The organism is Larkinella humicola, assembly GCF_008727875.1.
GTDB classification, from domain to species: Bacteria; Bacteroidota; Bacteroidia; order Cytophagales; family Spirosomataceae; genus Larkinella; species Larkinella humicola.
In genome coordinates, this window is record NZ_VTWS01000003.1 from 378,147 (window position 1) to 402,241 (window position 24,095).

The window sequence follows — 24,095 nt, forward strand, 5'->3', positions numbered from 1 at the left end:
TAATTTAATCAAAGCAATTGACGCGCAGCTATGTTACCGATAATCTGATTATCAAAACATTAAGTTTACCGCTTAGTAAATTAGATTTCTACTAACATTGGACTCATTTGGATTTTTCTTATATTTCCATCCAGTTTCCCATCTGAAATTTTGAATTTCAGAGTCTAAATATACAGTACTTAGCTCTGCTAACTCCTTTTTATCGCCCTGAATGGATTTTCCCATTTCATTTTACCCCAATTGTGAAGCACGATCTGCGCTGAATGACAACACTTAAGTAAATTTTAACGTATGACAAACCTCTGTACTCAACTCAAAAACCTAATCCTGGTCCTGACCCTGGTTACCGTTTTTGTATCAAACGGATACGGCCAGTATAAATCTGGCTTTTCAGAAGAAGTTTACGCCGGTGATCTGGCTGGTGCTGTTGGCTTTACTTTCGACAAAAACGGGGCCATGTACGTGTGGGGAATCGATGGCCGGATTACCCGGGTGGATCCTCAGACAAAGCAGAAAACGCAGTTATTGGACATATCGTCAGAAATAGGACGATATGATGATTTTGGTTTGTTGGGGATGACCCTCGATAACAATTTTCTGACCAACGGCCGGTTTTATTTGTTTTATGTGATCAAATATGCCTCCGTTAAATGGCAGGGAACGTATGCCCGGGTTACGCGCTACGAAGCCAACAAAGATGACGGATTCAAGTCCATTAAAGCCAATAGCCGCAAGGTGCTGATTGGCGAACCCGACCCTAATAATCCGAGTAAAGGGGTTCCCGGTGATTGTATTCCGCTGACGTCCAGCTCACACGCCGGGGGCGGCATTTCGATGGGCGAAGACGGCTCGCTGCTGATTCCAACGGGTGACGGAGCCGCACCGGCCTTCGATCAGGGATCGTATTCCGAATCGTACTACAGTCAATCGATCCAGAACGGATTCATCACGGCTGCAGAAAACATCGGCAGTTACCGCTCTCAGGTTGATTATTCGTTGTCCGGTAAAGTCCTTCGGATCAATCCTGAAAACGGGGATGGCATGCCGGGTAATCCAAACTTTGACCCCAGTGCCCCCCGCTCGGTCAAAAGCCGGATTTTTGCTTCCGGTCTTCGCCAGCCGTTCCGGTCGTCGGTCCGTCCCAACACGGGGAGTGGCGACATCAACGCCGGTAATCCGGGTGCCTTGTATGTGGGTGACGTTGGCTTTACGGACTGGGAAGAAATCAACGTGGTGAAAAAAGGAGCCAACTACGGTTGGCCTTTTGAAGAAGGTCAAAACCCGTCGACCCGCGCCTACACCAAAACCCAGTACAAACCAGAGGGTGTTACCTTCAGCAAACCCGTAATTTCCTGGCGTTCGGGGCCGGGGCAGGTGAACCGCAACGGAACCCTGACCAATGTCAATGCGACACCAGCCAGCCTTTTACCGGGTTATTGCGCCATCGGTGGTAGCTGGCATCCGGGTGGCGGAAACTATCCGGCTGAATACCAAAACGCCTACTACTTCGCCGATTTCAACGGGGGATGGATTTCCCGAATGGCTTTCGACAGCGACAACCAGCCGCAACCGGCAACGCTGACCAAATTGCTGGATGGGGGTAGCTCGTACCAGTACATCACCTGCATCGCATTCAACCCAATTGATAAAAACATGTATTACCTGCGCTATCCGGAAGATGGCGGAGAGCGCGTGCGTCGGGTCATTTACAACGGAGCGGCCGGTGGAAGCCCGCCGGTGGCCATCATTCTGTCGGACAAAAGCAATGGATCGAGCCCACTGACGGTTAAATTTACCGGAAATACCTCCTATGATCCGGAAGGAAAAGCACTGACCTATGCCTGGGATTTTGGCGACAATACGAGCAGTACGTCCGCCAACCCCGAACATACCTTTACCACGACGGCAACCTCGACGGTCTACACCGTTAAACTGACGGTTACGGACCCTGACGGAAAAAGCCATCAGACCACGAAAGCGATCACCGTCAGTAGTGCCAATAATTCGGCGCCGGTGATTGTCAGCACCAGCATCGACGCGTTGACACAGATGAATCTGGATGAAATCCGGAACATTAACCTGTCGGCAGTGATCACCGATGAAACCCCCGCCAATCAGTTGAGTTACAAATGGACGGTTTCGTTATTTCACAACGATCACCAGCACGATGACTTTGTAACCACCAGCCAGACCTCCTCGGCTTCACTGCCACCGATTGGCTGCGATGGAACCCTGACCTTCTGGTATGGCGTGAAACTGGAAGTAACAGATGCGGGTGGCTTGAAAACGGAGACGATTCGGTATATCTACCCCGATTGTGCCGGAACAGCGCAAACCATCACGCTCAACGACATTGCCGACCGGGCTCCAAACTCACCCGCTTTTACACCGGCAGCTTCTGCTTCGTCGGGAAAACCCATTGTTTTCTATGTCATTGCCGGACCCGCAGTCATTGCGGAAGGCAAAGTGTTTCTGACGGGCCGCCTGGGCAAAGTAACTATCCGGGCCGCGCAACATGGTGGGGACGGTTTTAAACCGGCCCGTCCGGTGGAGAAATCGTTCAACGTGGTTTCCGATGCCGCCGACAAACAACCGCCAACGGCCCCGACGTCTCTGGCACTCAGCAACATCACGCAGAATTCCATGCGATTAACCTGGAACGCGTCGACGGATAATGCCAGCGTTGCCAGTTACGAAGTATATCGCAACAACGTTAAAATTGGCGACGTTACTTCCGGTACCAGTTACAACGCAACGGGGTTAACGGCGGGTACGGAGTATTATTTCTTCGTTCGGGCCATCGACCCGACCGGTAACGTGTCGGCCAACAGCAACACGGCAACGGGTACGACCACCGGAACCACAACGCCACCGGCGAATTCGCCACCAACCGCCCCATCGGTCGGTGCCTTGACGGCCACCGTTAACACGAGCTTTACGTCGAGCCAGCTTCCGCCGTTTAACGATGTGGACGGGGATGCCCTGACGTACACCCTGACCGGACTGCCCGGTACGTTGAACTTCAATGCCAGCACCCGCGTCATCAGCGGCACGCCGACCCAGGCGACTTCCTACAATCTGACTTACAGCGCAACGGATGGCAAGAGCAGCGCAGTGAATACGACGGTTACGCTGACCGTCAATACTGCCGGCACCGGCAACCCACCCCCAACGGTGACCGGAAACTTTGAAGGCTATCTGGATGTGGTCAATTGCAACACGATTTCGGGCTGGGTATTCAACTACGATAGTCCAAATGCGCCGTATACCGTCGAGTTTCTGGCCGCAACCGGCACCAATCCGTCGATTGAATCGGCCACCTCATTCGGCACCACGGTGGCCAGTAACTTCCGCCAGGATTTGCTGAATGCCGGGAAAGGAAATGGCGCGCATGGCTACAGCTTTACGGTACCGAACAGCATCAAAACCAACCAGCAACAAACCATCTGGGGCCGGGTGCAGGGATCGACCTATGTGCTGCTGTGGTCGCCCAAAACGCTGACCTGCGAAGGAACGGGAACACCCGTGAATCCGCCCCCGGTCAAGCCATCGGTGTCACCCTTATCGGCCACGGTTAATGTCGTGTATAATTCCGGCCCGCTCGCGGCTTTTACGGATAGCGAACCGCTCACCTACACCATGACCGGCTTACCTTCCGGACTGACTTTCGATGGCGGAACCCGCGTGATCTCCGGAACACCCACCCAGCAGGGAACCTTTACGATTACGTACTCAGCCGCCGACAGCCAGAATAAAACCGACCTTTCCATTACCCTGGTCGTAGCGCCTGGCGGGACTCCAACGAATCCGCCCCCGGTCAAACCTTCGGTTTCTTCACTGGCAGCTACCCTGAATGTAGCCTATACCTACACATTACCGGTTTTTACCGATAGCGAACCGCTCTCTTACACACTGACCGGCTTGCCCTCCGGGCTGGCTTTCAACGCGGGAACCCGCGTGATTTCCGGAACCCCAACCCAACAGGGAACCTTTGCCCTGACGTATTCGGCCAGTGATAGTCAGAATAAAACCGATCTCGCGATTTCGCTGGTGGTTTCGGCGGGTGGCGTGGTGACCGGAAACTTCGAAGGCTATCTGGATGGCGTCAACTGTTCGACGTTTTCGGGATGGGTCTGGGATCGGGACAAACCCAATACGCCGATCACGGTTGAGTTTCTGGATGGGGCCACAGCCGCAACTGCGGTTTCCATCGGTTCGATTTCCGCCGATATTTACCGCCAGGATCTGAAAAATGCCAACAAGGGCAATGGCGCCCACGGGTACGTCTTCACGGTTCCCGAAAGTGTGAAGGACAATCAGACGCATACCATTTGGGGCCGGGTGCAGGGGGCAACCTACATCCTGAACTGGTCTCCCAAAACGATCAATTGCGTCGGAACCGGAACGCCACCCGTGAATGCAGCCCCGGTGGCCCCCGCAAGCATCGCCCCCCTGTCGGCCACCATCAATTCCGCCTTCACGGCCAGCGCCCTGCCGGTTTTTACCGATGCCGAAAACGATCCGTTAACGTATACCCTGACGGGATTGCCCAATGGCGTCAACTTTGATGTCAACACGCGCGTGATCTCCGGAACACCCACCGTCAGTGGCACCTTTAGCCTGACGTATTCGGCCAAGGACAGCCAGCATGCTCCGGTGCCGACCACGCTCACGCTCACGGTGAACGCTGGAGGCAGCACGCCACCGGTGAACGCGGCTCCGGTAGCCCCCGCGAGCATCGCCCCCCTGTCGGCCACCATTAATGCCGCCTTCACGGCCAGCGCCCTGCCGGTTTTTACCGATGCCGAAAACGATCCGCTCGATTACACCCTGACGGGGTTACCGAATGGTGTCAACTTCGATGTCAATACGCGCGTGATCGCCGGAACACCCACCGTCAGTGGTACCTTTAGCCTGACGTATTCGGCCAAGGACAGCCAGCATGCTCCGGTGCCGACCACGCTCACGCTCACGGTTGCGAATCCGTCGACCCCTCCGCCGACTGGCGCGTTTGAAGGTTTCCTGGATGTGATCAACTGCGACGGAGATATTTTTGGGTGGGTTTGGGATGCCAATCAGCCCAACACTCCGCTGAATATTGAAATCCGGGACAATGACAACCTCATTGCGACCATTACGGCTTCGCTGGCCCGGCCCGATCTGGTTAGTGCTGGTAAAGGGAACGGCCAACACGGGTATTCCTTCATTATTCCGGCAACGCTGAAAAACGGTCAGAATCACAGCATCGGAATGCGGGTTCAGGGAACGTCGTATGAATTGATGGGTTCTCCGAAAATGCTGAACTGCCCCGGAGACGGAAGTCCGCTGCCGAATGATCCGGGCAACCAGCCCCCGACCGGTCCTACCCTGCCGATACAAAACCGCGAACTTGGTGTCGCAACAACGTATACGATTCCCGAGTTTACCGATCCGGAATCAGGAGCGTTGATTTATGCGCTCAACGGTTCCGTACCGGGTCTAAGCTACTCGGCGGCCAGCCGTACCCTGAGTGGTTCACCCACAACACTGGGAACGTTTACGACCAGCTTGATTGTGACGGACCCCAAAGGAAAAACAGCCTCCGCCCTGCTGACCTTCGTCATCACGAATGCAGCTCCTCCGGCCAATGTCCCTCCGGCCGCCCCGGCAGTATCGCCCTTGTCGGCTACCGTCAACGTCGCCTATTCGTCCACCTTGCCCGCATTCACCGATACCGATCCGCTGAGCTATACCCTCACCGGGTTGCCATCGGGACTGGGTTTCAACGCCGGTACCCGCGTGATTTCCGGAACACCGACGCAGCAGGGAACCTTCTCGCTGACGTATGCCGCCAACGATGGAAAAGTCACGGCTGATATGACGATTGCGTTAACCGTTGCCGCTGGCGGTTCTACACCACCACCGGCTCCGGCGGCTAATTTCGACGGATATCTGACGCAGGAAGTCAATTGCAATACGCTTTCAGGCTGGGCCTACGACCGCACCAGTGTCAACCGGGTGGTCACCGTCGAGTTTTTCGATGGGGCTTCGATTGCAACGGGTCGGCTCATCGGGTCAATTGCAGCCAATGTCTTTAAACAGCATTTGCTGGATGCCGGTAAAGGAAACGGAGTACACTGGTACGACTTCCCCATACCGGAAGAGATCAAAGACGGCCAGAATCACACGATCTGGGCACGGGTGCAAGGATCGGAATTTACCCTCAAGTGGGCTCCTAAAACCATCCGGTGTGTCGGTTCCGGAACGCCGTCGAATGCAGCCCCGGTAGCTCCGTCCGTTTCGGGCCTATCGGCCACTCTCAACGTGGCCTTCACGGCCAGCGCGCTGCCAGCCTTTACCGATGCCGAAAACGATCCGTTAACGTATACCCTGACGGGATTGCCCAACGGCGTCAACTTCGATGTCAATACGCGTGTGATCGCCGGAACACCCACTGTGAGCGGTACTTTTACGCTGACTTACTCCGGGAAGGACAGCCAGCATGCACCGGTTTCGACCACGCTCACGCTCACCGTTGGCGGAGGAGGAACGCCAACGAATGCGGCTCCGGTGGCCCCGGCGAGCATCGCGCCCCTGTCGGCTACCATCAGCGTTGCCTTCACCGCCAGCGCTCTGCCGGTCTTTACCGATGCCGAAAACGATCCGCTGACCTATACTCTGACGGGATTACCCAATGGCGTCAACTTCGATGCCGGAACCCGGGTCATCTCCGGAACACCGACCGTGAGCGGCACCTTCACGCTGACTTATTCGGCCAAGGACAGCCAGAATTCGCCGGTTTCGACCACGCTCACCCTGACGGTCAGCACCAGCGGAGGCACAACGCCCCCACCCACCAGTGGTGGTAGCGGACCGGGCAGTTACGAAGGCTACCTGGACGTGGTCAATTGCAGCAGCATTCAGGGTTGGGTTTGGGACCGCAACCGCCCTAACACGCCGATTGCGCTTGAATTTCTGGATGGCAACACCGTAGTGGGTGCGGTCGATGCCAACATTTTCCGCCAGGATCTGAAGAACGCTAACAAAGGCAACGGGATCCACGGTTACATCTTTACGGTACCGGCTTCGCTCAAGGATGGACAAGACCACTCGATCAGTGGTCGCGTGCCGGGGGGTAATTTCACCCTGAAATGGTCGCCGAAAATCCTGAATTGCCCCAATGGTGGTCGTGAGGGAGTTGCCACGGCGGAATTCACCTCCGATCTGTCGGTCAGCCCGAATCCCAGCAGCGGCCGGGTGGTCATCAGCTTCCGGCTGGCGGCCCAAAAAACCGCCCAACTGCAGGTGGTGGATGTACTGGGCCGGGTTACGTGGCAACAGGCCGTTGTCGGCACGGGTAAGGTGCAGCACCAAACGGTTGATTTGAGCCAGGGCGGAACCGGTCTTCACTTCGTCCAGTTGAAAACCGGCGAGCAGCAACTCATTAAACGCCTGCTGATTACCCAGTAAAAAGAATTGTGAGTATGAAAAGCCGCAGACGAACAATCTGCGGCTTTTTTGTTTCCTGTCTTACAAACAACTGGTTGACCGACCGCCTGGATGCCGGTTTCACTTGATCGACAACACTTTGAATTCGGTCCGGCGGTTTCGCTGGTGTTCGGCTTCCGTACAATTCACTTCATTGGTGCAATTGTTGAGCAGGAGTGATTCGCCATAACCGGCCGCAACCATCCGTTTGCGGCTAATCCCTTTTGATGCCAGGTAACTGACCACCGAATTGGCCCGCTGCGCCGACAGATACCGGTTGTAAACCGCATCGCCCCGGCTGTCGGTATGGGATCGGAGTTCGACCGTGAGCAGGGGATATTTCTGCATGGTAGCCACCAATTTGTCCAGTTCCCGCGACGCATCCGACCGAATCGTCCATTTGTCGAGATCGTAGTAAATGTTGTCCAACTGAACAATGTCGCCCACCCGAAGCATGTTCAAATCCGCCGACAGCACTTTGGTTGTCGCTTTGGGTGTCAGCTTCTTAATCCGGTTTGTATTCGTCCCATACCGTTCTTTTGAGGCACTGAGGGTGTAGTCGCAGCCTTCGGTCAGTTCAAATTCATACCGGCCATCGGCGCCGGTGGTGATTTGCCGGATGGCGCCGTCGCAGTCGTTCTTCAAATTGACCGTGACGCCTTCGATCGGTTTCCGGTCTTTTTCGCTCATGACAATACCCCGCACTTTGGCTTTCTGAGAATCGACAATATCCCAGCCATCATTCGCCGGAAGCGGTACATACTGCACAGTATCAATAATTTTCGGGGGTTGATTCAGCGCAATTTCCAGCCGGGAAGGCGAGTCATCGGTGAGTGAGTTGGTTGAGAAACCAACCGTGCTGGTCACATAACTATCTTTGGAAGCCCGAAACATAAAATCGTTGTTGGACTCCAGACACAATTGCACCAACCCGTCTTTTTTGGTCACCACCGTTCGGTCTTTGCGGCCTTCGCCCCGGGCTTTTATGTCGATCAGCACACTATCGATGGGTTGTTTCGTTACCTCGTCGTAAAACCGGAGCGTCAGGTTCCGGCATCCGTACAGCGAACTTTCCCGAACAAACCGAAAAATATCGTCATTGCCCTTTTGCCGGTTGGTACTAAAATAACCGCCTTTGCGGTTTCCGTCGGTAATCATTCCAAAATCATCCTGATCGGAATTGATCGGCGCATCGAGGTGTTCGACCGGCCCCACGGGCGCCCCATTGACGAGCGGGGCGTAGTAGATATCGAGTCCCCCCAGCCCTTTTCGGCCATCCGAGGCAAAATACAGATTGCCCCGTTCATCGATAAACGGGAACAAATCGTTGCCTTTCGTATTAATTTCTTTCCCCAGATTGACCGGTTTCGACCACTTTCCGTTTTCATTCCGGGCGACGTACAAATCCGTCCCGCCAACGCCCCCGGGCATATCGGAAGCAAAGAACAGCAAGCGGTCGTCTTTGCTCAGGGCCGGATGCCCGACCGAGTAATCGTCGCTGTTGAACGGTAATTCCTGAATATTGATCCAGGTGCCGTTTTGCTGAACGGCGGTATACAGTTTGAGGTTCGTTACCCCTTCCGTACTTTGGCGTACCCGCCGGCCGTCGTAGTTATTCCGGGTAAAAACGACCTGATAGCCATCGTTGAAAAACGTAACCGGCCCTTCGTGGTAGCGGCTGTTGAGAGCGCGGCTAAAAGGCTGAATGGTTTTCGAAAACCGTAACCCCTCCGAAATATTGATTCCGCCATCGTATCCGCCAATCGTGCGGGAATCGTTGGCCGAAGCGCGGCTGCGTGGAGTACCGCCGGACCGGCGTTCTTTTCGCGTACGGACCGACACCGGTTTCGAAACCGTGCCATCGGCTTTAATCAACTGCGTGGCCTTCAACTGCTGCCGGTCCTGGACGTAAAAGAGGTCGAGGTAACTGCCTCCCCCCCCTTTCCCGGCCGTTTCGATGGCGGCACTTGCTTTTTTTCCGGATACAAACACCAGTCCGTCCCGGTAATACATCGGACTAAATTCAGCGTTTGAGGTGTTGAGTGCAAGGACTTCCAGCCGGTAGCGAGTCGGTGTTTTTTTGCCGATCACCCCCGTTGCCGGGTCTAAAAAAGGCGAGGATTCTGCCTGGACGGCTTTTTCCTTCAGCTTGTTGTATCGGTCATACTGCTTCTGCGATTCGCTGTATTTTCCGTTGGCCGCCAGGGTTTGAGCGTAGTGAAGGTAACTTTCAATCTGGTTTCCGGTCAATTCGGTAGCGGTCGTCAGCTCCTGGTAAGCGCGTTCTGCTTTTTTCAGATCGCCCGCCAGTTGATAGGAATGTGCCAGATTGGCCTGGGCCGCCGTGCGTTGTTCAGCCGTCAACTTGTCCGGCAAATCGGCCAATAATTGGGTGTATATCTCAATGGCCCGCCCGTAGGCTTTCAGGGTATATTGCCGGTTAGCCTGCTGCAACAGCGTATCGGATTGCGCATAGCCAACAGCCACCGCGCAAAAAAACAATCCGAAGGTGAACCAGCGCTTACGCCAACATTTCAAAATACAAGTGCCCATACTTGATCGTGCAAAAACCATTTACTATGCCAAAGCCATCCTTTTTAGACAGATCACATTTTATTGTTTGACAAAGCAACTAAAAATAAATTGCGAACTTGCCCCATCAACACGATTATACCAATAAAACCCACAAATTAGTAACAAATCTGATGGTGCATAAATCATGCCAGCCAAAAACTGGCGGAGTGGACGCCAATTTTTGGTTCCCCTGGAAAAACAGGCACTTGCTGCCAAATATTAGCTAAATTCGCTACCTCAATCCTGATCATTCATTTTTATATTCCCATGCCCTCCTTTTTCTATTTGATGGTATACGGATTTGCCATTCTCCTGACTGGCCCGCCCGCCGATTCTGTCCACCCACTTGCACCCGGCCATTTGCCGGTGGTGATAGCCGAACCCAGCGGCAAGCTGCACCTGACTTTTGGTCAGGATTCGGCTGTTTATTACGCGACTTCGTCTACCAAAACCGCGTCATTCGGCCCACCTATAGTGGTAGCGGTTCTGCCAAACCTGGTGGCAGGTGCCAAGCGAGGCCCCCAAATCGCCGTTACGGCCCAGTACGTCGTCATCAGTGCTGTCAACCGGGCGGGCGATCTTTTTGCCTATTCCCTGGATCGGGCAACGGGCCGGTGGTCATCCGCCGTGCGCATGAACGATGTGCCTCAGATTGCCAAAGAGGGTTTTCAGGCCGTTGCCGGGGCGTCGCGCGGGGTATTTCATGCCGCCTGGCTCGACCTTCGGGACGATAAGAAGAACAAGATTGTGGGTACCACCTCCCGCGACGGGGGCCGAACCTGGTCGGCCAATCAGGTGATTTACCGCTCCCCCGACGGCACGGTTTGCGAATGCTGCCGAGTTTCGATGGCGGCTAAAAACAATGATGTGTACGTCCAGTTCCGCAACTGGCTCGACGGCTCCCGGAATTTATACCTGGCTCACTCGACCGACGGCGGAAAAACGTATGCCCCTGCTCAAAAACTGGGAACCGGCACCTGGCCACTAAAAGCCTGCCCGATGGACGGTGGTGCCGTGGCGATTTCGGCTGCGGGTCAACCCTTCACCGCCTGGCGACGCGAAAACACGCTGTATACCTGCCAGCCCGGCGAACCGGAGCAAGCCGTTGCCTCCGGCCGCAACATAACGCTCACCGCCGGACCAACGGGGCCACTCCTGGCCTGGGACGATGCCGGGGTGGTTTGGGTGAAATCCGGGACCAAGCCGGCGGTTTCGGTCGGAAAGGGCCAGATGCCCAGTGTAGCCGTGGTGGGCAAAACCGCCGTCTGCGTCTGGGAATCGGATGGAAAGGTGATGACGGGGACGGTAGGGTTGTAGGATTGTTAATGGTATTCGGTTTGCTGTTGCCAGAAATGGCTGTAGATTTCCCCTTTGTTTACCAGTTCATGATGCGTCCCTTCTTCGACCAGTTTGCCATTTTCCAGGACCAGAATCTGATCGGCCTGACGAACGGTACTCAGCCGATGCGCGATGATCAGAATGGTTTTTCCAGCGTCACGAAGGCTGTGAATGGTTTGCTGGACATATTGCTCCGAAACCGAATCAAGGGCCGATGTTGCTTCATCAAAAATCAAAATTTCGGGATTTCGATACAAGGCACGGGCGATGGCAATTCGTTGTTTCTGACCGCCTGACAACATCGCTCCGTTTTCACCCAGGTAGGTATGGAAGCCGTTCGGTAGTTTTTCAATGAAATCAGCGATGCCCAACTGCTGACAAATAGCCAAAACATGTTTCATATCCGGTACCGACTCCCCTAATGCAATGTTGTCAATGATGTTTCCGGCAAACAGATCGATCTTCTGGGGTACGACGCTAACTACCTGCCGCAAACTGGCGGGATTGATGTGTTTGATATCGAAATTGCCAATGTAAATACTTCCTTTTTGCAGTGGATAAAGTCCCTGCAGCAGCGATAATAAGGTCGATTTACCGGATCCGCTTTCGCCCACAATGGCCGTAATTTTTCCGGCCTGAATAGTCAGCGACAAATCGTCAAAAACCGTTACACGGGAACCGTAGCGGAAGGACACGTTCCGGAAGGAAATTTCGCCGATCATATCGGACTTCAGACTAATGGTATTGTCAGAAGTTTCGCGTTCAAGATCCATGATTTCGAACAATCGGTCGGCCGCAATCAAGGCATCCTGAATGGTTCGGTTTGCACCGACCAAACTAGCTGCCGGGCCGGTAAAATAGCCAATCAAGGCATAAAACGACAAGAGTTCACCGGGCGTAATCTCATTATGAAGAACAAACCAACCACCTACCCACAGCAAAATAATGGTAAATAACCGGGAAATCAGTTCGGAAATGCTTCCAACGTAAATCGCACTACTGCCCGACTGGAAAATGGTTTGCAAGAGTTTCACAAACCGGGTTTCGGTTTTAGCTCCGGCATATTCCTCCAATCCAAACCGCTTGATCGTTGACATGGCATTGAGGGATTCCACCAATTGCGATTCCAGCTCGGCGGCATTTTCCATTAGGCGACGCTGATTTTTCCGATTAATGCGGTTCGTAATCCAATACAGCAAGGCATACATCGGAATAACCAGCAACAACACCAATGCCAGTTTCCAATAGTAGGTGAACATCAGTCCGAACGAGAAAAAGATAATCAATACGTTGACAATCAGATTGAGAGCCGTATCATTGATAAACGTCCGGATTTTAACCGCATCGTTGACCCGCGAGACAATCTCGCCAACACGCATGCTATCGAAAAAGGATTGGGGTAGTTTGAGCAGGTGCTTGTAGTAGCCCAGAATGAGGGCCGCATCCATGCGCTGACCGGTTTTGAAATTGAAAAAACTCTTGACTGTACCGATGAAGAGTTGCAACAGCAATAGCACGATCATCACCACACTGAGAAGATTCAGCAGATTCTGGTTGGCTTCCGGCAAAACATTGTCGACCAGTTTCTGCACATAAATCGAAGTGGTCAAACCCAGCAAGGTATACACAACCGCACCAAACAAAGCCTGCGCCAAAACTGCCCGGTGCGGACGGAGCAACTGACTGAAACGTTGCAAAACCGAGGCTTTGGAATTACCGGTTTGGAACGTTTCATCCGGAAGTAACAAAACCAGTACCCCCGTCCATTCCTGCTTAAACTCGTCGTGAGTCTTTTTATGGATGAGACCGTCGCCCGGATCCATGACCACAACGTATTTTGGCGTTACGTCATAAATCACCACGTAGTGCTGCAAAACACCCTTCAACACCACGTGCGCAATGGCCGGTTTAGGGATTTTAGAGAGGCTTTCAAACGGCCCCTTCACCCCCTTCGCCTGAAAACCGAGTTTCTGTGCTGCTTCAATCAAACCTAGCACATTCGTTCCTTTCTGATCCGTAGAAGCCATTTGCCGAATCCGGGCCACCGGCAACAATAACCGGTGGTGCGCGGCTACGGATGCCAGACAAGCCGCTCCGCAGTCGGTAATGTCGCGTTGTTTAACTTTGATTCGGCTGTTCATGGTGTGGTTGGAAGGCGACACAGGCCTAACGGATGCTACTGACGACGGACTGATTCACCGGGTTCAGCCAGTCGTCGGCCTTGTCGTAGAGTAAATCGAACAGCGACCGGCGGGTAACGATAAACCGCGCGTGAACCGTCATTCCTTTTTTGAGGTTTCCACGGTACCCATTTTTCAGGCTTAGAAACGATTGACTGAGTCGGCACCGGACTTTAAAAACCGGCTGGTTTTCGACAAGGACAAAATCATTGGCAACGTCCAGTATCTGGCCTTCCAGCAAACCCCATTGGTTGTAGTTGAAGGCCGCAATCTGAAAGCGGGCTTTCTGTCCAACCCGCAACAGGCCAATGTCTTTGGGTGTGGCATAACATTCGACAATCAGCGTAGAATCGGGCGATATGGTGCCGACCACTTCTCCGGCCTGCACAAAACTGCCGACATAACGACCTGAAAGCTGGCTGATGGTACCGCCCACGGGTGCTTTAAGAGTGGAGAATGCTTGCTCCTGCTTGAGTTGACGCTCCTGAGCCATCAAATCCGTCAACTGTAACCGGTGTTCGGATAAAGCCGTTTGCCACTCACTCCGCTGACGCTCCACCAACGTGCGGTATTGGGCCACGACGGTTTTGTAAGCAAACTCCTTGTCTTCAAACTCTAACCGGGCAATGACTTTGTCGGAATACAATTGCCGGTTCACGTCCAACTCACGCTGGCGTTTCTGCTGGGTTTGCAGGTTTTCCTGCGCCAGATAGCGGAACTGCTCATATTGCTGGCGGTAGAGCGGGGAAGTTAGTCCGGTTGCCGAAAACAAGCGGTTATCCGTCAGCCGGGTTAATTGTTCCAAATCGTGGATATACGCCCGTTTCTGGGTTTGCTGTGTGGTCAATAACCGAAGTTTCGTGTCTGCAATATCGGTTTGCAACCGCAGCAATGGCTGACCAGCCCGTACCACCTGATTATCCTGCACCCACAAAACCGCTACCGTTCCGCTGGTTGTCGTTTTAACTTCACTCCGTTCCGCAACCGGACGGATTAAACCTGATACCTGAACTGAAACATCGACGTAAATGAACGGCAGGGCGACAATGGCCGCTGTGATAGCCAGCAAAACGGAGGTGTATAGGAGTTGACTGCGGACGGTGACGCGGGGGAGGTAAACGAGCAATTCATGGTCGGTTAGTGACGTGTCAGCCATGTGTAAATAATTTAGGCCACGTTACAGAACCGTTGATTAAAACAATATTAAAACCCATAAATTTCAACTCTTGAATTTTAAAAATTGAACTATAAATAAATATTACAAAAATATACATAGGTATTAAAGGTGCTATGAATCAAAAATATAAGAAGAAATGATTTTAGTAAATTATCTTTGTTAATTAAAACAGCATAAGCAAGAATTAATCCAATCAAAAAAGCATAAAACATATATATTGAATTATAGGAGTGACTTAACCCAAATACTATTGAAGATACAAATAATGATAATAAATAACTATACTTCCATTTTGTAAAATACAAAATCCCATATATTATACATATTTGAAATAAAAAAGATTCAAGTATTGGAGCTATAATTGAAACTGTTAAGAATAATTCCTCATTTGTTAAATTTGATAGATCAGCCCCTGATAATGAATCTTCATAGCCAAAAATTTCTATTGTAAAAGAAAATGCATAACTTACTATTAGTGACAATAGTAATAATACAAGATATTGGATAATAATACCTTTCCAAAATAGGAAATTGTGAAATTTATAAAAAATCGCATTTTCAGTTATTTGTATCATAATTATTGTATATCTATAATAAGAATAAGCTAAAAATCCAGAACCTATGATTGTGTAAATAAGCTTTATTTGGCAAATTCTTTACCCAGTTCAAAAAAATACCTTAGAATAGCTAATGAAACTATACTCATCAATATTATATACAGAAATAAATTTGCTTTTTTTTCAGTATCAGTGAGCGGATTTTTCATATATGTTCTGTTTAAAAATCAATCAAAAATAAATATCCAGGAGTATAATTTCAGAAATTATACTCCTGGATAAAAAACTAATGTTTTTCGGCAAAAGCTTTACCTTCGTCCCATCCCCATTTAAAAAGTTGATAGCTTAAAGCTGTTGCTCCTACTAACAATCCTATGAATGGTATGAATCCTCCTGACATTTCTATCATCTCACTCGAGTTCAACTCTTCAAAATATTCAGATTCTGTAAGCACCAATTTATTTTCCATATTTGTTCACAATTTGAATTGATGTAAAAAATGGGCACTAATGAAGTCATAATAAATGATTATGACTTCCCTGTGGTGAATTTCCGAAGAATTTTTGATAGGTATATCCCAGTATAAAGCCAGTTATAGGAAGAGTTAAAAGGCCAAAGAATCCTCCAGAATATTCATTTTGCTCCTGGCTTGTCAATGGTTCAACTTCCAAGTCTTGAAAAGTATCCCTTTCTAGTTTTAAATCTAATGTTTGCATTGGTTTTTAAATTAATTGTCTCCCAACCTCCCCGCCATCTCATCCTCCCGGGCTGGTGAGCTGCGATGATTGGTTGCACAAACCTAAACACTGTCCAGCAATTATCTTGCCACTGGGAGTGGTAAAAATTCTATTCTCAGTGGGAATCCGACAATTATTTCTTAAACGTCTGGCAATCTCTGCTTTTGAAGTGACTTTCCCGGTAACCGCACGTCTGAGCATAAAACACTCATCCTATGCAACAGGAGATCGACATCGCGAGAATACTCCGTAAAGTACGTGATCTATATGGCTATACCTTGGAGGGCGTAGCGGATGGCCTGGGGAAAAGCACCGAAGGGTATCGGAAATATGAAGCGGGTCAGACCGATCCTACGTTTAAAACCCTTCAACAACTTGCTCGCTTTTATAGAATTACGGTTGTTCAATTAATTGCCTTTGATGAAGAGAGCATGATCCAGATCATGGTAAAAAACAGAACCCAGCAAAAGAACAAGTAGCGATTTCGGTCGATGCCCAGTGTGGCCGTCGCGGGCAAAACCGCCGTCTGCGTCTGGGAGTTGGATGGAAAGGTGATGACGGGGACTGTGGGGTTGTAGGATTAATCCTAGGTAAATAGTTTAGGCCAGACTACGGAACCATTAATCAGAATATGGAGCAAAACGGACCCGATAAATCCGTTGTTCATTCGAATGATGCTGTATAGAACTTCATTAAAAAATCTATCAATCCAGAAAGTAACACTTACGCAACCGGTTCATTCACAACTAAAAACGGGTAGGTTTGAAACGAAAAAGCCGCCCTGATCCTCAGACCAGAGCGGCTTTTGGTAACCTGCCTTCAATCAGTTGCCCGGCTTCACCTCCGCAACAACTTTGATCTTGTTGTAATACAAAGTCGTCAGCCCTTCGAAACCGGAGTCCGTGCCGACCAGCAGCCACAATTCACCGGCACTGTTGGTTTTGGCCGTAATCGGCTGCGTGGTGCTGCGCTGGATGAGTTTATACTGCGTTGCGTCGTTTCCGGCACCAATGTTGCCCAGCACCGGCACGGCATCGCTACCCGTAGCCTGGTTGCCTTTGTCGATGTTCAGACGGTAGTCGTCGCCTTCCTTCACTTTCTTCGGTTCCGTGGCCAAAACCCCGGCTTTCAGGTAGACACTGCCACCCGGCGAACCGCCAATCCCGACGCTGTTGTCGCCGTATTTCGACGCTAATTCTACTTCAAAATCAATCGAATACGTCTGATTCGGCTTCAAACCCGTCACTTTCTTTTTCAAAAACATGAACAGATCGTCGCTGCGGTTGTGGCCCGAAATCATGAACGACTTTTTGGAGACATCCAGCGGCTCGGGCAACGCCTTGTGGCCCGACTGAAACTCGATGATCTCCTCCTGAGCCGTCGAATAATCCGTCACCTCGGCAATCCAGCCATCGGTATTGTTCCGAAAATCAGAGTTGGTCAAGGTTACCGGACCATTGGGATCCACTTCACTATCCTGACAAGCCGCGCCCATGAATAACCACATGGCGGCAAACGTCCATTTTACAAACTTCATAACTCTAGCTTTTAATACACCCCTAAATCCCCTAAAGGGGACTTTTTTGCATTTGGTAGATTCTGCGTCCAAGTCCCCTTCAGGGGATTTAGGGGCTGATATGAAACAAAACAGTGTGGTAGCTACCGGTTGAATGACCCCGGTTTGGAAGGCACCGTTGGAACGTTCGTTTATTTTTCGGCGGTTTTCTTCGCCACTTCCGACCCATTCGACAGAGAATGAGCCAGTTTCACCAACCGAATAAATTCACTCCGGTAGCCTTCCGGGTCACGACCGAGGGCTTTTTTCGCCAGCGTTTCGACCTGGCTATAGTGCGCCTTCCCTTTAAATTCCGAGTCGCGGAGCAGCAGCCCGAATTCGGCGACGGAAGCCGAAAACCGGAAGTCGGCCGAGGTTTTGTCCCACGTTTGCGGCTGGTACGTTACGACCTGTTTCACCAACTGACTGGTTTCGTCATCCGGTTTTTTGTAGCGGATTTTCAGCGTCAGCAATTCATTCGGGTCGCCCGTCGAAGTCGCCTGCCGCTGGTATTTCAGTGGGTCCACTTTCTGCAAATACCGGCTTTCGACGCCCGCCGGAATGATTTCGTATAAAGCCGTCACGGTATGCCCCGAACCCATTTCACCGGCATCTTTCTGGTCGTCGTGGAAATCTTCGTTGTTCAGCATCCGGTTTTCGTAGCCGATCAGCCGGTAACCCTGCACCCGCGCCGGGTTAAACTCCAACTGAAGTTTCACGTCTTTCGCAACCGTGAACAGCGTGCCACCGAACTCTTTGCCAAACACTTTCTGCGCTTCCTGCAAATTATCGATGTACGCGTAATTCCCGTTGCCTTTGTCTGACAATACCTCCAGTTTGTTGTCTTTGTAATTGCCCATTCCGAAACCCAGCACGCTCAGGAAAACACCTGATTTCCGCTTTTCCTCCACCAGCCGCTGCATGTCGCCGTCGCTCGAAACGCCCACGTTGAAATCGCCGTCGGTGGCCAGAATCACGCGGTTATTGCCCTCTTTCCGGAAATTTTCCTGCGCAATCTGGTACGCCAGCCGGATGCCTTCGCCCCCTGCCGTGGAACCTCCCGCCGACAACTGACTGATCGCATCCTTGATTTTTTGCGGTTCATTGCCCGGCGTCGAAGGCAGCACCAGCCCGGCGGCTCCGGCATACACGACAATCGCCACCCGATCCTGCGGGCGGAGTTGATCGACCAGCAAACCGAGCGCGGTTTTGACCAGCGGAAGTTTGTTGTCAGATTCCATCGAACCCGATACGTCGATCAGAAAAACCAGGTTGGAGGCAGGCAGGTTGCCGGTCGGGATGCTTTTGGCCTGTAGCCCGATGCGGAGCAGTTGCAAACCCGGATTCCAGGGGGAGTCGGACAACTCGGTTTTAACGGCCACCGGATCAGTCCCGGTCGGTTGCGGATCGTCGTATTCAAAATAATTGACCATTTCTTCGACCCGGACAGCATCTTTGGGCGGCAAGTTTCCGCCGTTCAAAAACCGCCGGATGTTGCCGTAAGCAGCCCGGTCTACATCGACCGAAAACGTGGTAACTGGCTGGCTCTGAGCCATTCGAAAGCCGGTTTCATCAATTTTGCTGTAATCTTCGGTGTTAAAAACAGGAACGACTACGTGTTCAACCGCGTAGGAGGTGGCCGACCGCATACCCACACCCATCGGCCTCGGCATACTTTGTTGATGAACCGTACCATATCCGACCACCACCGATTCCTGTAAGCCCCGGACATCGGTATTGAGTTTTACATCGACCACCGTTTGCGTCGTAATTTTCACTTCGGCTCGCTGAAAACCAATGGAGTTGAAAATGAGCAGTTGCGGACCGTCCGGCACGGCGATGGTGTAGCGGCCGTCGGCGTTGGTGGTTGTCCCGGCCAGAGCGCCCCGGAAAGCGACATTCACGCCCGGCAGCGGCTGGTTCGTGAGGGCATCCGTCACACGGCCCGTAAGGGTCCGACTGGATCGAACGGTCGATACGAAGAGCAGTCCGAGCATCAGAATTGAAAAAATAGTGCGCATGGTCGTATGGAATTGAGGAGTCTTTTTTCTCCTATGGATGCAAACCGGTTTTGAATTCCATACGGCACCGAAACTTTTTTTTGTAAGTTGCACAGCAGCCGTATCCAGCGTATGTTTTTCAGGCAGTTCCGAAAATCCAAACCCGTTACCGACGCCGACTACCTTTCGGCTTATAAAACTACGGGCGATCTGGAACTGCTTGGGGCGTTGTATGAACGGTATATGGACCTCGTGTATGCGGTGTGTTACAAGTACTTGCGCGACGAAGACGAAAGCAAAGACGCGGTAATGCAGTTATTCGAACAACTGATTACGGATTTGCGGAAATACGAGATTCAGAACTTTAAAAGCTGGCTTCATTCGACCGCCCGCAACCACTGCCTGATGCAGTTGCGACAGCGGAAAATGATCGCGGGGGAGGTGAATGACGAGACCGAAAGCAGAGCAATGCCGCTGACGGTCTGGCCGGAAACCGACGGTCTGGAACTGGAAATGAAGTTGAACCAACTGGACGATTGCCTGAAAAAGCTGTCGGAGGAACAACGCACCAGCATTTCCCTGTTTTACCTGAACCAGAAAACCTATGCTGACATTGCCGAACTGACCGGCTACGACCCCAAACACGTGAAAAGCCACCTGCAAAATGGCCGACGTAACCTGAAAATCTGCCTGGACCGGAACACCGACGCAACCCATGACTGATGCCAACCGACATAACGACCTCCTGACCGCCGACGACCTGCGCAACTACCGGGCCGGTACGCTTTCCGCTGCCGAACAGCACCGGGTGGAACGGCTGTTGCTGGAAAATCCGCTGTATGCCGACGCGCTGGAAGGACTGGAAGCCGCTGAACAGGAAGGCATTGCGCTTCATACGGCGTCGAATGCGTTGCGCGAACGGTTGCAAAACCGCATCGGCAACCCAAAAATCCGGCGATGGCCGGTTTGGATCCCGGCTGCTGCGGCTTCGGTGGTGCTGGCGTTGAGTATTGGTTTGTATCTGCGGTTACAGGAAAAACCGCAATCAGAGCGTATGGTCAGCTTACCAGCGCCGAAAATTTCAGCGACAGAAAAAACCGCTCCGCCGGTCTTTCCTACTGAAATCCCTCGTTCGGAACGAATTGCGAAAAAAGTTGCGCCACCGAAACCCGCACTGGCGAACCCAAAAGTGGCACAGAATCCTTCCAAAGACAGCCTGATTTTTCCGAAGAATTATTTAATTGCCTCCTCGTCAGAACGGAGGGCAGCACCCGGGGCGTTTCGTTCAGCATCCGAAGAAATCGTGGTTTACAACACGACCGGTCTTGATAATCCGGGATTGAGCGGTCAAGTGACTGACGAAGCGAACCAGCCCCTGGCGGGTGTTTCGATTGTTGCCAAAAAGGCCCGACGTAGCAGCAGTAGCGATTCGTTGGGACGGTTCCGGTTGGAGAATGTCGATCAACAAGACTCGTTGCAAATCATGTCCGTCGGTTTTGAAACGCAAACCGTTCGGGTTGCGGACCTTGAAACCACTAAAATCCAGCTAAAACCGGATTCGAAGGCCCTGTCAGAAGTCGTTGCGGTAGGATACGGTCAACAAGCCCAGGCCAACAAGCCCGCAGCGAGACGGGTGTCCTCGCTGGCCCTGGCGAATTCAGGTGCTCCCTCCGCCCCTGCCAACTTCAAAACCTACCTTGAAGAAAACCGCCGGATGCCGCCCGAAGCGAAGGCGAAAAGCGTTACCGGAACGGTGCGCGTCCGGTTTCAGGTCGCTGCCGACGGTTCGGTCAGCCAGTACACGATTGTGCAATCGCTGGGATACGGTTGCGATGAAGAAGCGATCCGGCTCATCCGCGAAGGCCCGCGCTGGAAACCGGCTTTCCGGAATGGCCAACCATTCATCCAGTTTGTGGAACAGGACATTGCGTTCTGAAACCGTCTAACCGGTGGGGCTGTTTCCTGCGGAAATTCCCGGTAACTTGCCGTACGGATGTTCTACCCCAACCGGTCATCTGCTTCAGAAAAGACATGCTTCAATCCAAGAAAAAGGCGCAACTACAGGAGACTTACGGCAAACCCAAATCAGAATCGTTCGATTTTTTCAGGATTGAACAGTTCTTTGCCAATCGGCCGAAAGAAAGCACGGATCACCTGATTTCTGAAAAGACCTATCAGGACCTGGACTTTGATGAGGTTTTCATGTTTGTAGACCGAACGATTTCGAAAGTGGGCCAGCAATATTTATACGCCAGGCTGCGAACCATCGATTTTTTAGAGGCTAAAAACCAGTCCTTCGAACGTCTCATCAAAACCTTTCAGGACGATGGCAAATTACGGGAAGATGCAGGAATTCAGCTTTCTAGCCTTTCGCACCAGAACGCCTATTACATTCCGTCGTTGTTTTTAAAATCCCATCTTCAACCCCCGGACTGGTTTTGGATCGTAAAGGTGCTGCCCTTCATCAGCGTTTTTCTGCTGCTGCTGCTTCCATTTTATCCACCAGCGTTTTTGTGGCTGTTTGGCATTTTAGCGATTAATTATGCCATTCATTACTGGAACAAAAACAATGTATACCAGTACATTGCCTCCATTCCGCAACTGCTTCGTTTAAACCAGGTTGCAAAAGAACTACGCCAACACGAAGCGTTAAAACCGGAAACCGATGACGTCAATCAGTCGATCGAAATCCTCGATGAAATGGGCTATTCCATGTCTTTTTTCAAACTGGAGTCCAAATTGCAGAGCGAAGTGGGCATGATCGTGGAAGTGCTTACCGAGCTTTTCAAAGCGTTGTTTCTCATCGAACCGTTGTTACTGTTTCGGGTTCTCCACCAGATCGACGCAAAAAGGGCTCAGATCGACGCGGTTTTTCAATACGTCGGCAGAATCGATACGGCACTTTCCATTGCTTCATTGCGAAAAGGTGTAACCCACTATTGCCAGCCAGAAATCACCGAAAAGGCGAAAAAACTCAGCGCGACGGATTTGTATCATCCGCTGATTCCCAATCCCGTTGCCAATTCCATCACCATCGTCGATAAATCGGTTTTGCTGACCGGGTCGAACATGTCGGGAAAAACGACTTTTATCCGAACGATTGGGATCAATTGCATTCTGGCCCAAACCATTCACACCTGTTTCGCCAATGCGTTTACGATACCTCCGATGCGCGTTTTGTCCGCCATTCGCATCGCCGACGATCTGCTCAGCGAGAAGAGTTATTATTTCGAGGAAGTGCTGACCATTAAAGGGATGATTGACGAAAGTCGGTCTGAAATCCAAACCTTATTTTTGCTGGATGAACTCTTCAAAGGAACCAATACCGTCGAGCGGATCGCGGCCGGAAAAGCCGTACTGACCTATCTGAACCAAGGGCCGCACCTGGTTTTTGTTTCTACGCACGACATCGAACTGACTGATTATCTAAAAGATACGTTTTATTTATATCACTTTACCGAGATTGTGGAGGAAGACCGGATTGCTTTTGATTTCAAGCTCCGGGAAGGCAATCTCAAAACCCGGAACGCCATACGGATCCTGGAACTGAACGCTTATCCGGCGGAGGTGATCCGCGAAGCCAATGCTTTATCGGAGAAAATAAGCAATGCCGGCGGCTAAAATCCGTTGCCTTTTAAAAGCACGCCAAAAACCGGGACAACCGCTACCCGTTTTCGGTCCGTGGATTCGGCCTCTTTAAAGCGGCACCTTTTTACGGAAACCTTTATCTTTGCGCCCTTCGAAAAAATGTCAAACATTTAACGACAGGAACAGTTGTAATGAATGCAAATCAAACTCACCTCACGCGAATGAATCGATTACATTGCACAATGAAAAGAAGTATAGTATTGGGAATGATGTTATTAGTAGCCAGCTCGTCTACCCTGCTGGCCCAGCAACGCTGGAGTGCCGGACCCCGTCTGGGTGTTAATATCTCGAGTCTGTATGGCAAGAGCAGTTATTATAATGCCAAAGTCGGTTTAGTAGCGGGTGGCTTTGTCAGCTACAGTTCGATCAATCACTTTGGTATTTCGGCGGACATTCTATATTCGCAACGGGGTGGTAAATACGATCAGCCCAGCGACCGAAGCAGCCATACGCAGCACCTCAACTACCTGGAGATTCCGGTAGTTGCCCGGTATTATCTGAACCTGAGCGGCAATTTCCGCCCCAATCTGTTCATCGGACCCTCTTTGGGAATTTTGCTGAACTCCAAGCGGACGAATTCGATCTACCAGGGGCAGTCTTTCCCCGATGCGAAAACCGACGAGGAGTTTGAACCCCTTGATCTGGGCGGAACGGCTGGTTTTCAGGCTAATTTCAAAGTCAAAAATCGCCAGCGTTTCCTGATCGATGCGCGGTATACCCTCGGCCTTACGAACGTCAGAACGAATCCGTCGCCCTGGCTCGGTAATTCAACCGTAGCGCTCACCCTCGGTTACAGCTTCGGCATTGGCCGGAATTATTAAGCCCGTATCCAAGGGCCGCACAGGCGGCCCTTGGATACGTA

Annotated in this window: 15 protein-coding genes; 7 read left to right on the forward strand and 8 right to left on the reverse strand. The window is 51.5% G+C overall.

Annotated features, from left to right (window positions below; all coding sequences use genetic code 11):
* The first annotated feature begins 291 nt into the window (after positions 1 to 291).
* Positions 292 to 7,449: a putative Ig domain-containing protein gene (locus F0P93_RS13625; RefSeq protein WP_150876954.1), complete on the forward strand. Its 7,158-nt coding sequence runs from the start codon at positions 292 to 294 to the stop codon at positions 7,447 to 7,449.
* A gap of 99 nt (positions 7,450 to 7,548) precedes the next feature.
* On the opposite strand, the gene F0P93_RS13630 is transcribed toward F0P93_RS13625, so the two are convergent.
* Entirely contained in the window at positions 7,549 to 9,954 is a 2,406-nt protein-coding gene (locus F0P93_RS13630) for a carboxypeptidase regulatory-like domain-containing protein (RefSeq protein WP_225309482.1), read from the reverse strand.
* Between the two features lie 354 nt (positions 9,955 to 10,308).
* Between F0P93_RS13630 and F0P93_RS13635 the strand changes: the two genes are divergently transcribed.
* A complete protein-coding gene (locus F0P93_RS13635) occupies positions 10,309 to 11,358 on the forward strand; it encodes a sialidase family protein (protein ID WP_225309483.1) in 1,050 nt (349 codons plus the stop codon).
* A gap of 5 nt (positions 11,359 to 11,363) precedes the next feature.
* Here F0P93_RS13635 and F0P93_RS13640 read toward each other — a convergent pair whose 3' ends face one another.
* From F0P93_RS13640 to F0P93_RS13660, 5 genes are all read right to left on the reverse strand, one after another.
* Positions 11,364 to 13,520, reverse strand: a complete 2,157-nt coding sequence (locus F0P93_RS13640) for a peptidase domain-containing ABC transporter (protein WP_150876956.1) — start codon at positions 13,518 to 13,520, stop codon at positions 11,364 to 11,366.
* Between the two features lie 25 nt (positions 13,521 to 13,545).
* Positions 13,546 to 14,715: a beta-barrel domain-containing protein gene (locus F0P93_RS13645; RefSeq protein ID WP_150876957.1), complete on the reverse strand. Its 1,170-nt coding sequence runs from the start codon at positions 14,713 to 14,715 to the stop codon at positions 13,546 to 13,548.
* Between the two features lie 89 nt (positions 14,716 to 14,804).
* A complete protein-coding gene (locus F0P93_RS32010; RefSeq protein WP_150876958.1) occupies positions 14,805 to 15,311 on the reverse strand; it encodes a CPBP family intramembrane glutamic endopeptidase in 507 nt (168 codons plus the stop codon).
* Positions 15,312 to 15,579: 268 nt separating this feature from the next.
* The gene (locus F0P93_RS13655; protein WP_150876959.1) at positions 15,580 to 15,762 is read right to left on the reverse strand and encodes a hypothetical protein; all 183 of its coding nucleotides are present in this window, start codon (positions 15,760 to 15,762) and stop codon (positions 15,580 to 15,582) included.
* Between the two features lie 46 nt (positions 15,763 to 15,808).
* Entirely contained in the window at positions 15,809 to 16,009 is a 201-nt protein-coding gene (locus tag F0P93_RS13660) for a hypothetical protein (protein WP_150876960.1), read from the reverse strand.
* Between the two features lie 236 nt (positions 16,010 to 16,245).
* Here F0P93_RS13660 and F0P93_RS13665 point away from each other — a divergent pair, with 236 nt between their 5' ends.
* Positions 16,246 to 16,509 (forward strand): helix-turn-helix domain-containing protein, encoded by a 264-nt coding sequence (locus tag F0P93_RS13665; protein WP_150876961.1) that lies wholly within the window; start codon positions 16,246 to 16,248, stop codon positions 16,507 to 16,509.
* Between the two features lie 344 nt (positions 16,510 to 16,853).
* Here F0P93_RS13665 and F0P93_RS13670 read toward each other — a convergent pair whose 3' ends face one another.
* Positions 16,854 to 17,567, reverse strand: a complete 714-nt coding sequence (locus tag F0P93_RS13670; protein ID WP_150876962.1) for a hypothetical protein — start codon at positions 17,565 to 17,567, stop codon at positions 16,854 to 16,856.
* A 170-nt stretch (positions 17,568 to 17,737) separates the two neighbouring features.
* On the reverse strand, positions 17,738 to 19,606 hold the full coding sequence (locus tag F0P93_RS13675) for a vWA domain-containing protein (protein ID WP_150876963.1): 1,869 nt from the start codon (positions 19,604 to 19,606) through the stop codon (positions 17,738 to 17,740).
* 111 nt (positions 19,607 to 19,717) lie between these two features.
* On the opposite strand from F0P93_RS13675, the gene F0P93_RS13680 reads away from it, so the two are divergent.
* The 4 genes from F0P93_RS13680 to F0P93_RS13695 all read left to right on the forward strand — a co-directional run bounded on the left by F0P93_RS13680 (position 19,718) and on the right by F0P93_RS13695 (position 24,054).
* Complete coding sequence (locus tag F0P93_RS13680) at positions 19,718 to 20,308, forward strand: RNA polymerase sigma factor (RefSeq protein ID WP_150876964.1); 591 nt, start codon at positions 19,718 to 19,720, stop codon at positions 20,306 to 20,308.
* Positions 20,301 to 21,521: an energy transducer TonB gene (locus F0P93_RS13685; protein ID WP_150876965.1), complete on the forward strand. Its 1,221-nt coding sequence runs from the start codon at positions 20,301 to 20,303 to the stop codon at positions 21,519 to 21,521. Before F0P93_RS13680 ends, F0P93_RS13685 begins: the two co-directional genes overlap by 8 nt.
* A 95-nt stretch (positions 21,522 to 21,616) precedes the next feature.
* On the forward strand, positions 21,617 to 23,206 hold the full coding sequence (locus F0P93_RS13690) for a MutS-related protein (protein ID WP_150876966.1): 1,590 nt from the start codon (positions 21,617 to 21,619) through the stop codon (positions 23,204 to 23,206).
* A 209-nt stretch (positions 23,207 to 23,415) separates the two neighbouring features.
* Positions 23,416 to 24,054: a porin family protein gene (locus tag F0P93_RS13695; RefSeq protein WP_225309484.1), complete on the forward strand. Its 639-nt coding sequence runs from the start codon at positions 23,416 to 23,418 to the stop codon at positions 24,052 to 24,054.
* Positions 24,055 to 24,095 lie beyond the last annotated feature (41 nt).

What these genes read in the sequence shown, in the direction of transcription:
- F0P93_RS13625 (WP_150876954.1), top strand. Translation starts at nt 292, where the DNA reads ATGACAAACCTCTGTACTCAACTCAAAAACCTAATCCTGGTCCTGACC.
- F0P93_RS13635 (WP_225309483.1), top strand. Translation starts at nt 10,309, where the DNA reads ATGCCCTCCTTTTTCTATTTGATGGTATACGGATTTGCCATTCTCCTG.
- F0P93_RS13640 (WP_150876956.1), bottom strand. Translation starts at nt 13,520, where the DNA reads ATGAACAGCCGAATCAAAGTTAAACAACGCGACATTACCGACTGCGGA.
- F0P93_RS13645 (WP_150876957.1), bottom strand. Translation starts at nt 14,715, where the DNA reads ATGGCTGACACGTCACTAACCGACCATGAATTGCTCGTTTACCTCCCC.
- F0P93_RS32010 (WP_150876958.1), bottom strand. Translation starts at nt 15,311, where the DNA reads ATGATACAAATAACTGAAAATGCGATTTTTTATAAATTTCACAATTTC.
- F0P93_RS13655 (WP_150876959.1), bottom strand. Translation starts at nt 15,762, where the DNA reads ATGGAAAATAAATTGGTGCTTACAGAATCTGAATATTTTGAAGAGTTG.
- F0P93_RS13660 (WP_150876960.1), bottom strand. Translation starts at nt 16,009, where the DNA reads ATGCAAACATTAGATTTAAAACTAGAAAGGGATACTTTTCAAGACTTG.
- F0P93_RS13665 (WP_150876961.1), top strand. Translation starts at nt 16,246, where the DNA reads ATGCAACAGGAGATCGACATCGCGAGAATACTCCGTAAAGTACGTGAT.
- F0P93_RS13670 (WP_150876962.1), bottom strand. Translation starts at nt 17,567, where the DNA reads ATGAAGTTTGTAAAATGGACGTTTGCCGCCATGTGGTTATTCATGGGC.
- F0P93_RS13675 (WP_150876963.1), bottom strand. Translation starts at nt 19,606, where the DNA reads ATGCGCACTATTTTTTCAATTCTGATGCTCGGACTGCTCTTCGTATCG.
- F0P93_RS13680 (WP_150876964.1), top strand. Translation starts at nt 19,718, where the DNA reads ATGTTTTTCAGGCAGTTCCGAAAATCCAAACCCGTTACCGACGCCGAC.
- F0P93_RS13685 (WP_150876965.1), top strand. Translation starts at nt 20,301, where the DNA reads ATGACTGATGCCAACCGACATAACGACCTCCTGACCGCCGACGACCTG.
- F0P93_RS13690 (WP_150876966.1), top strand. Translation starts at nt 21,617, where the DNA reads ATGCTTCAATCCAAGAAAAAGGCGCAACTACAGGAGACTTACGGCAAA.
- F0P93_RS13695 (WP_225309484.1), top strand. Translation starts at nt 23,416, where the DNA reads ATGAAAAGAAGTATAGTATTGGGAATGATGTTATTAGTAGCCAGCTCG.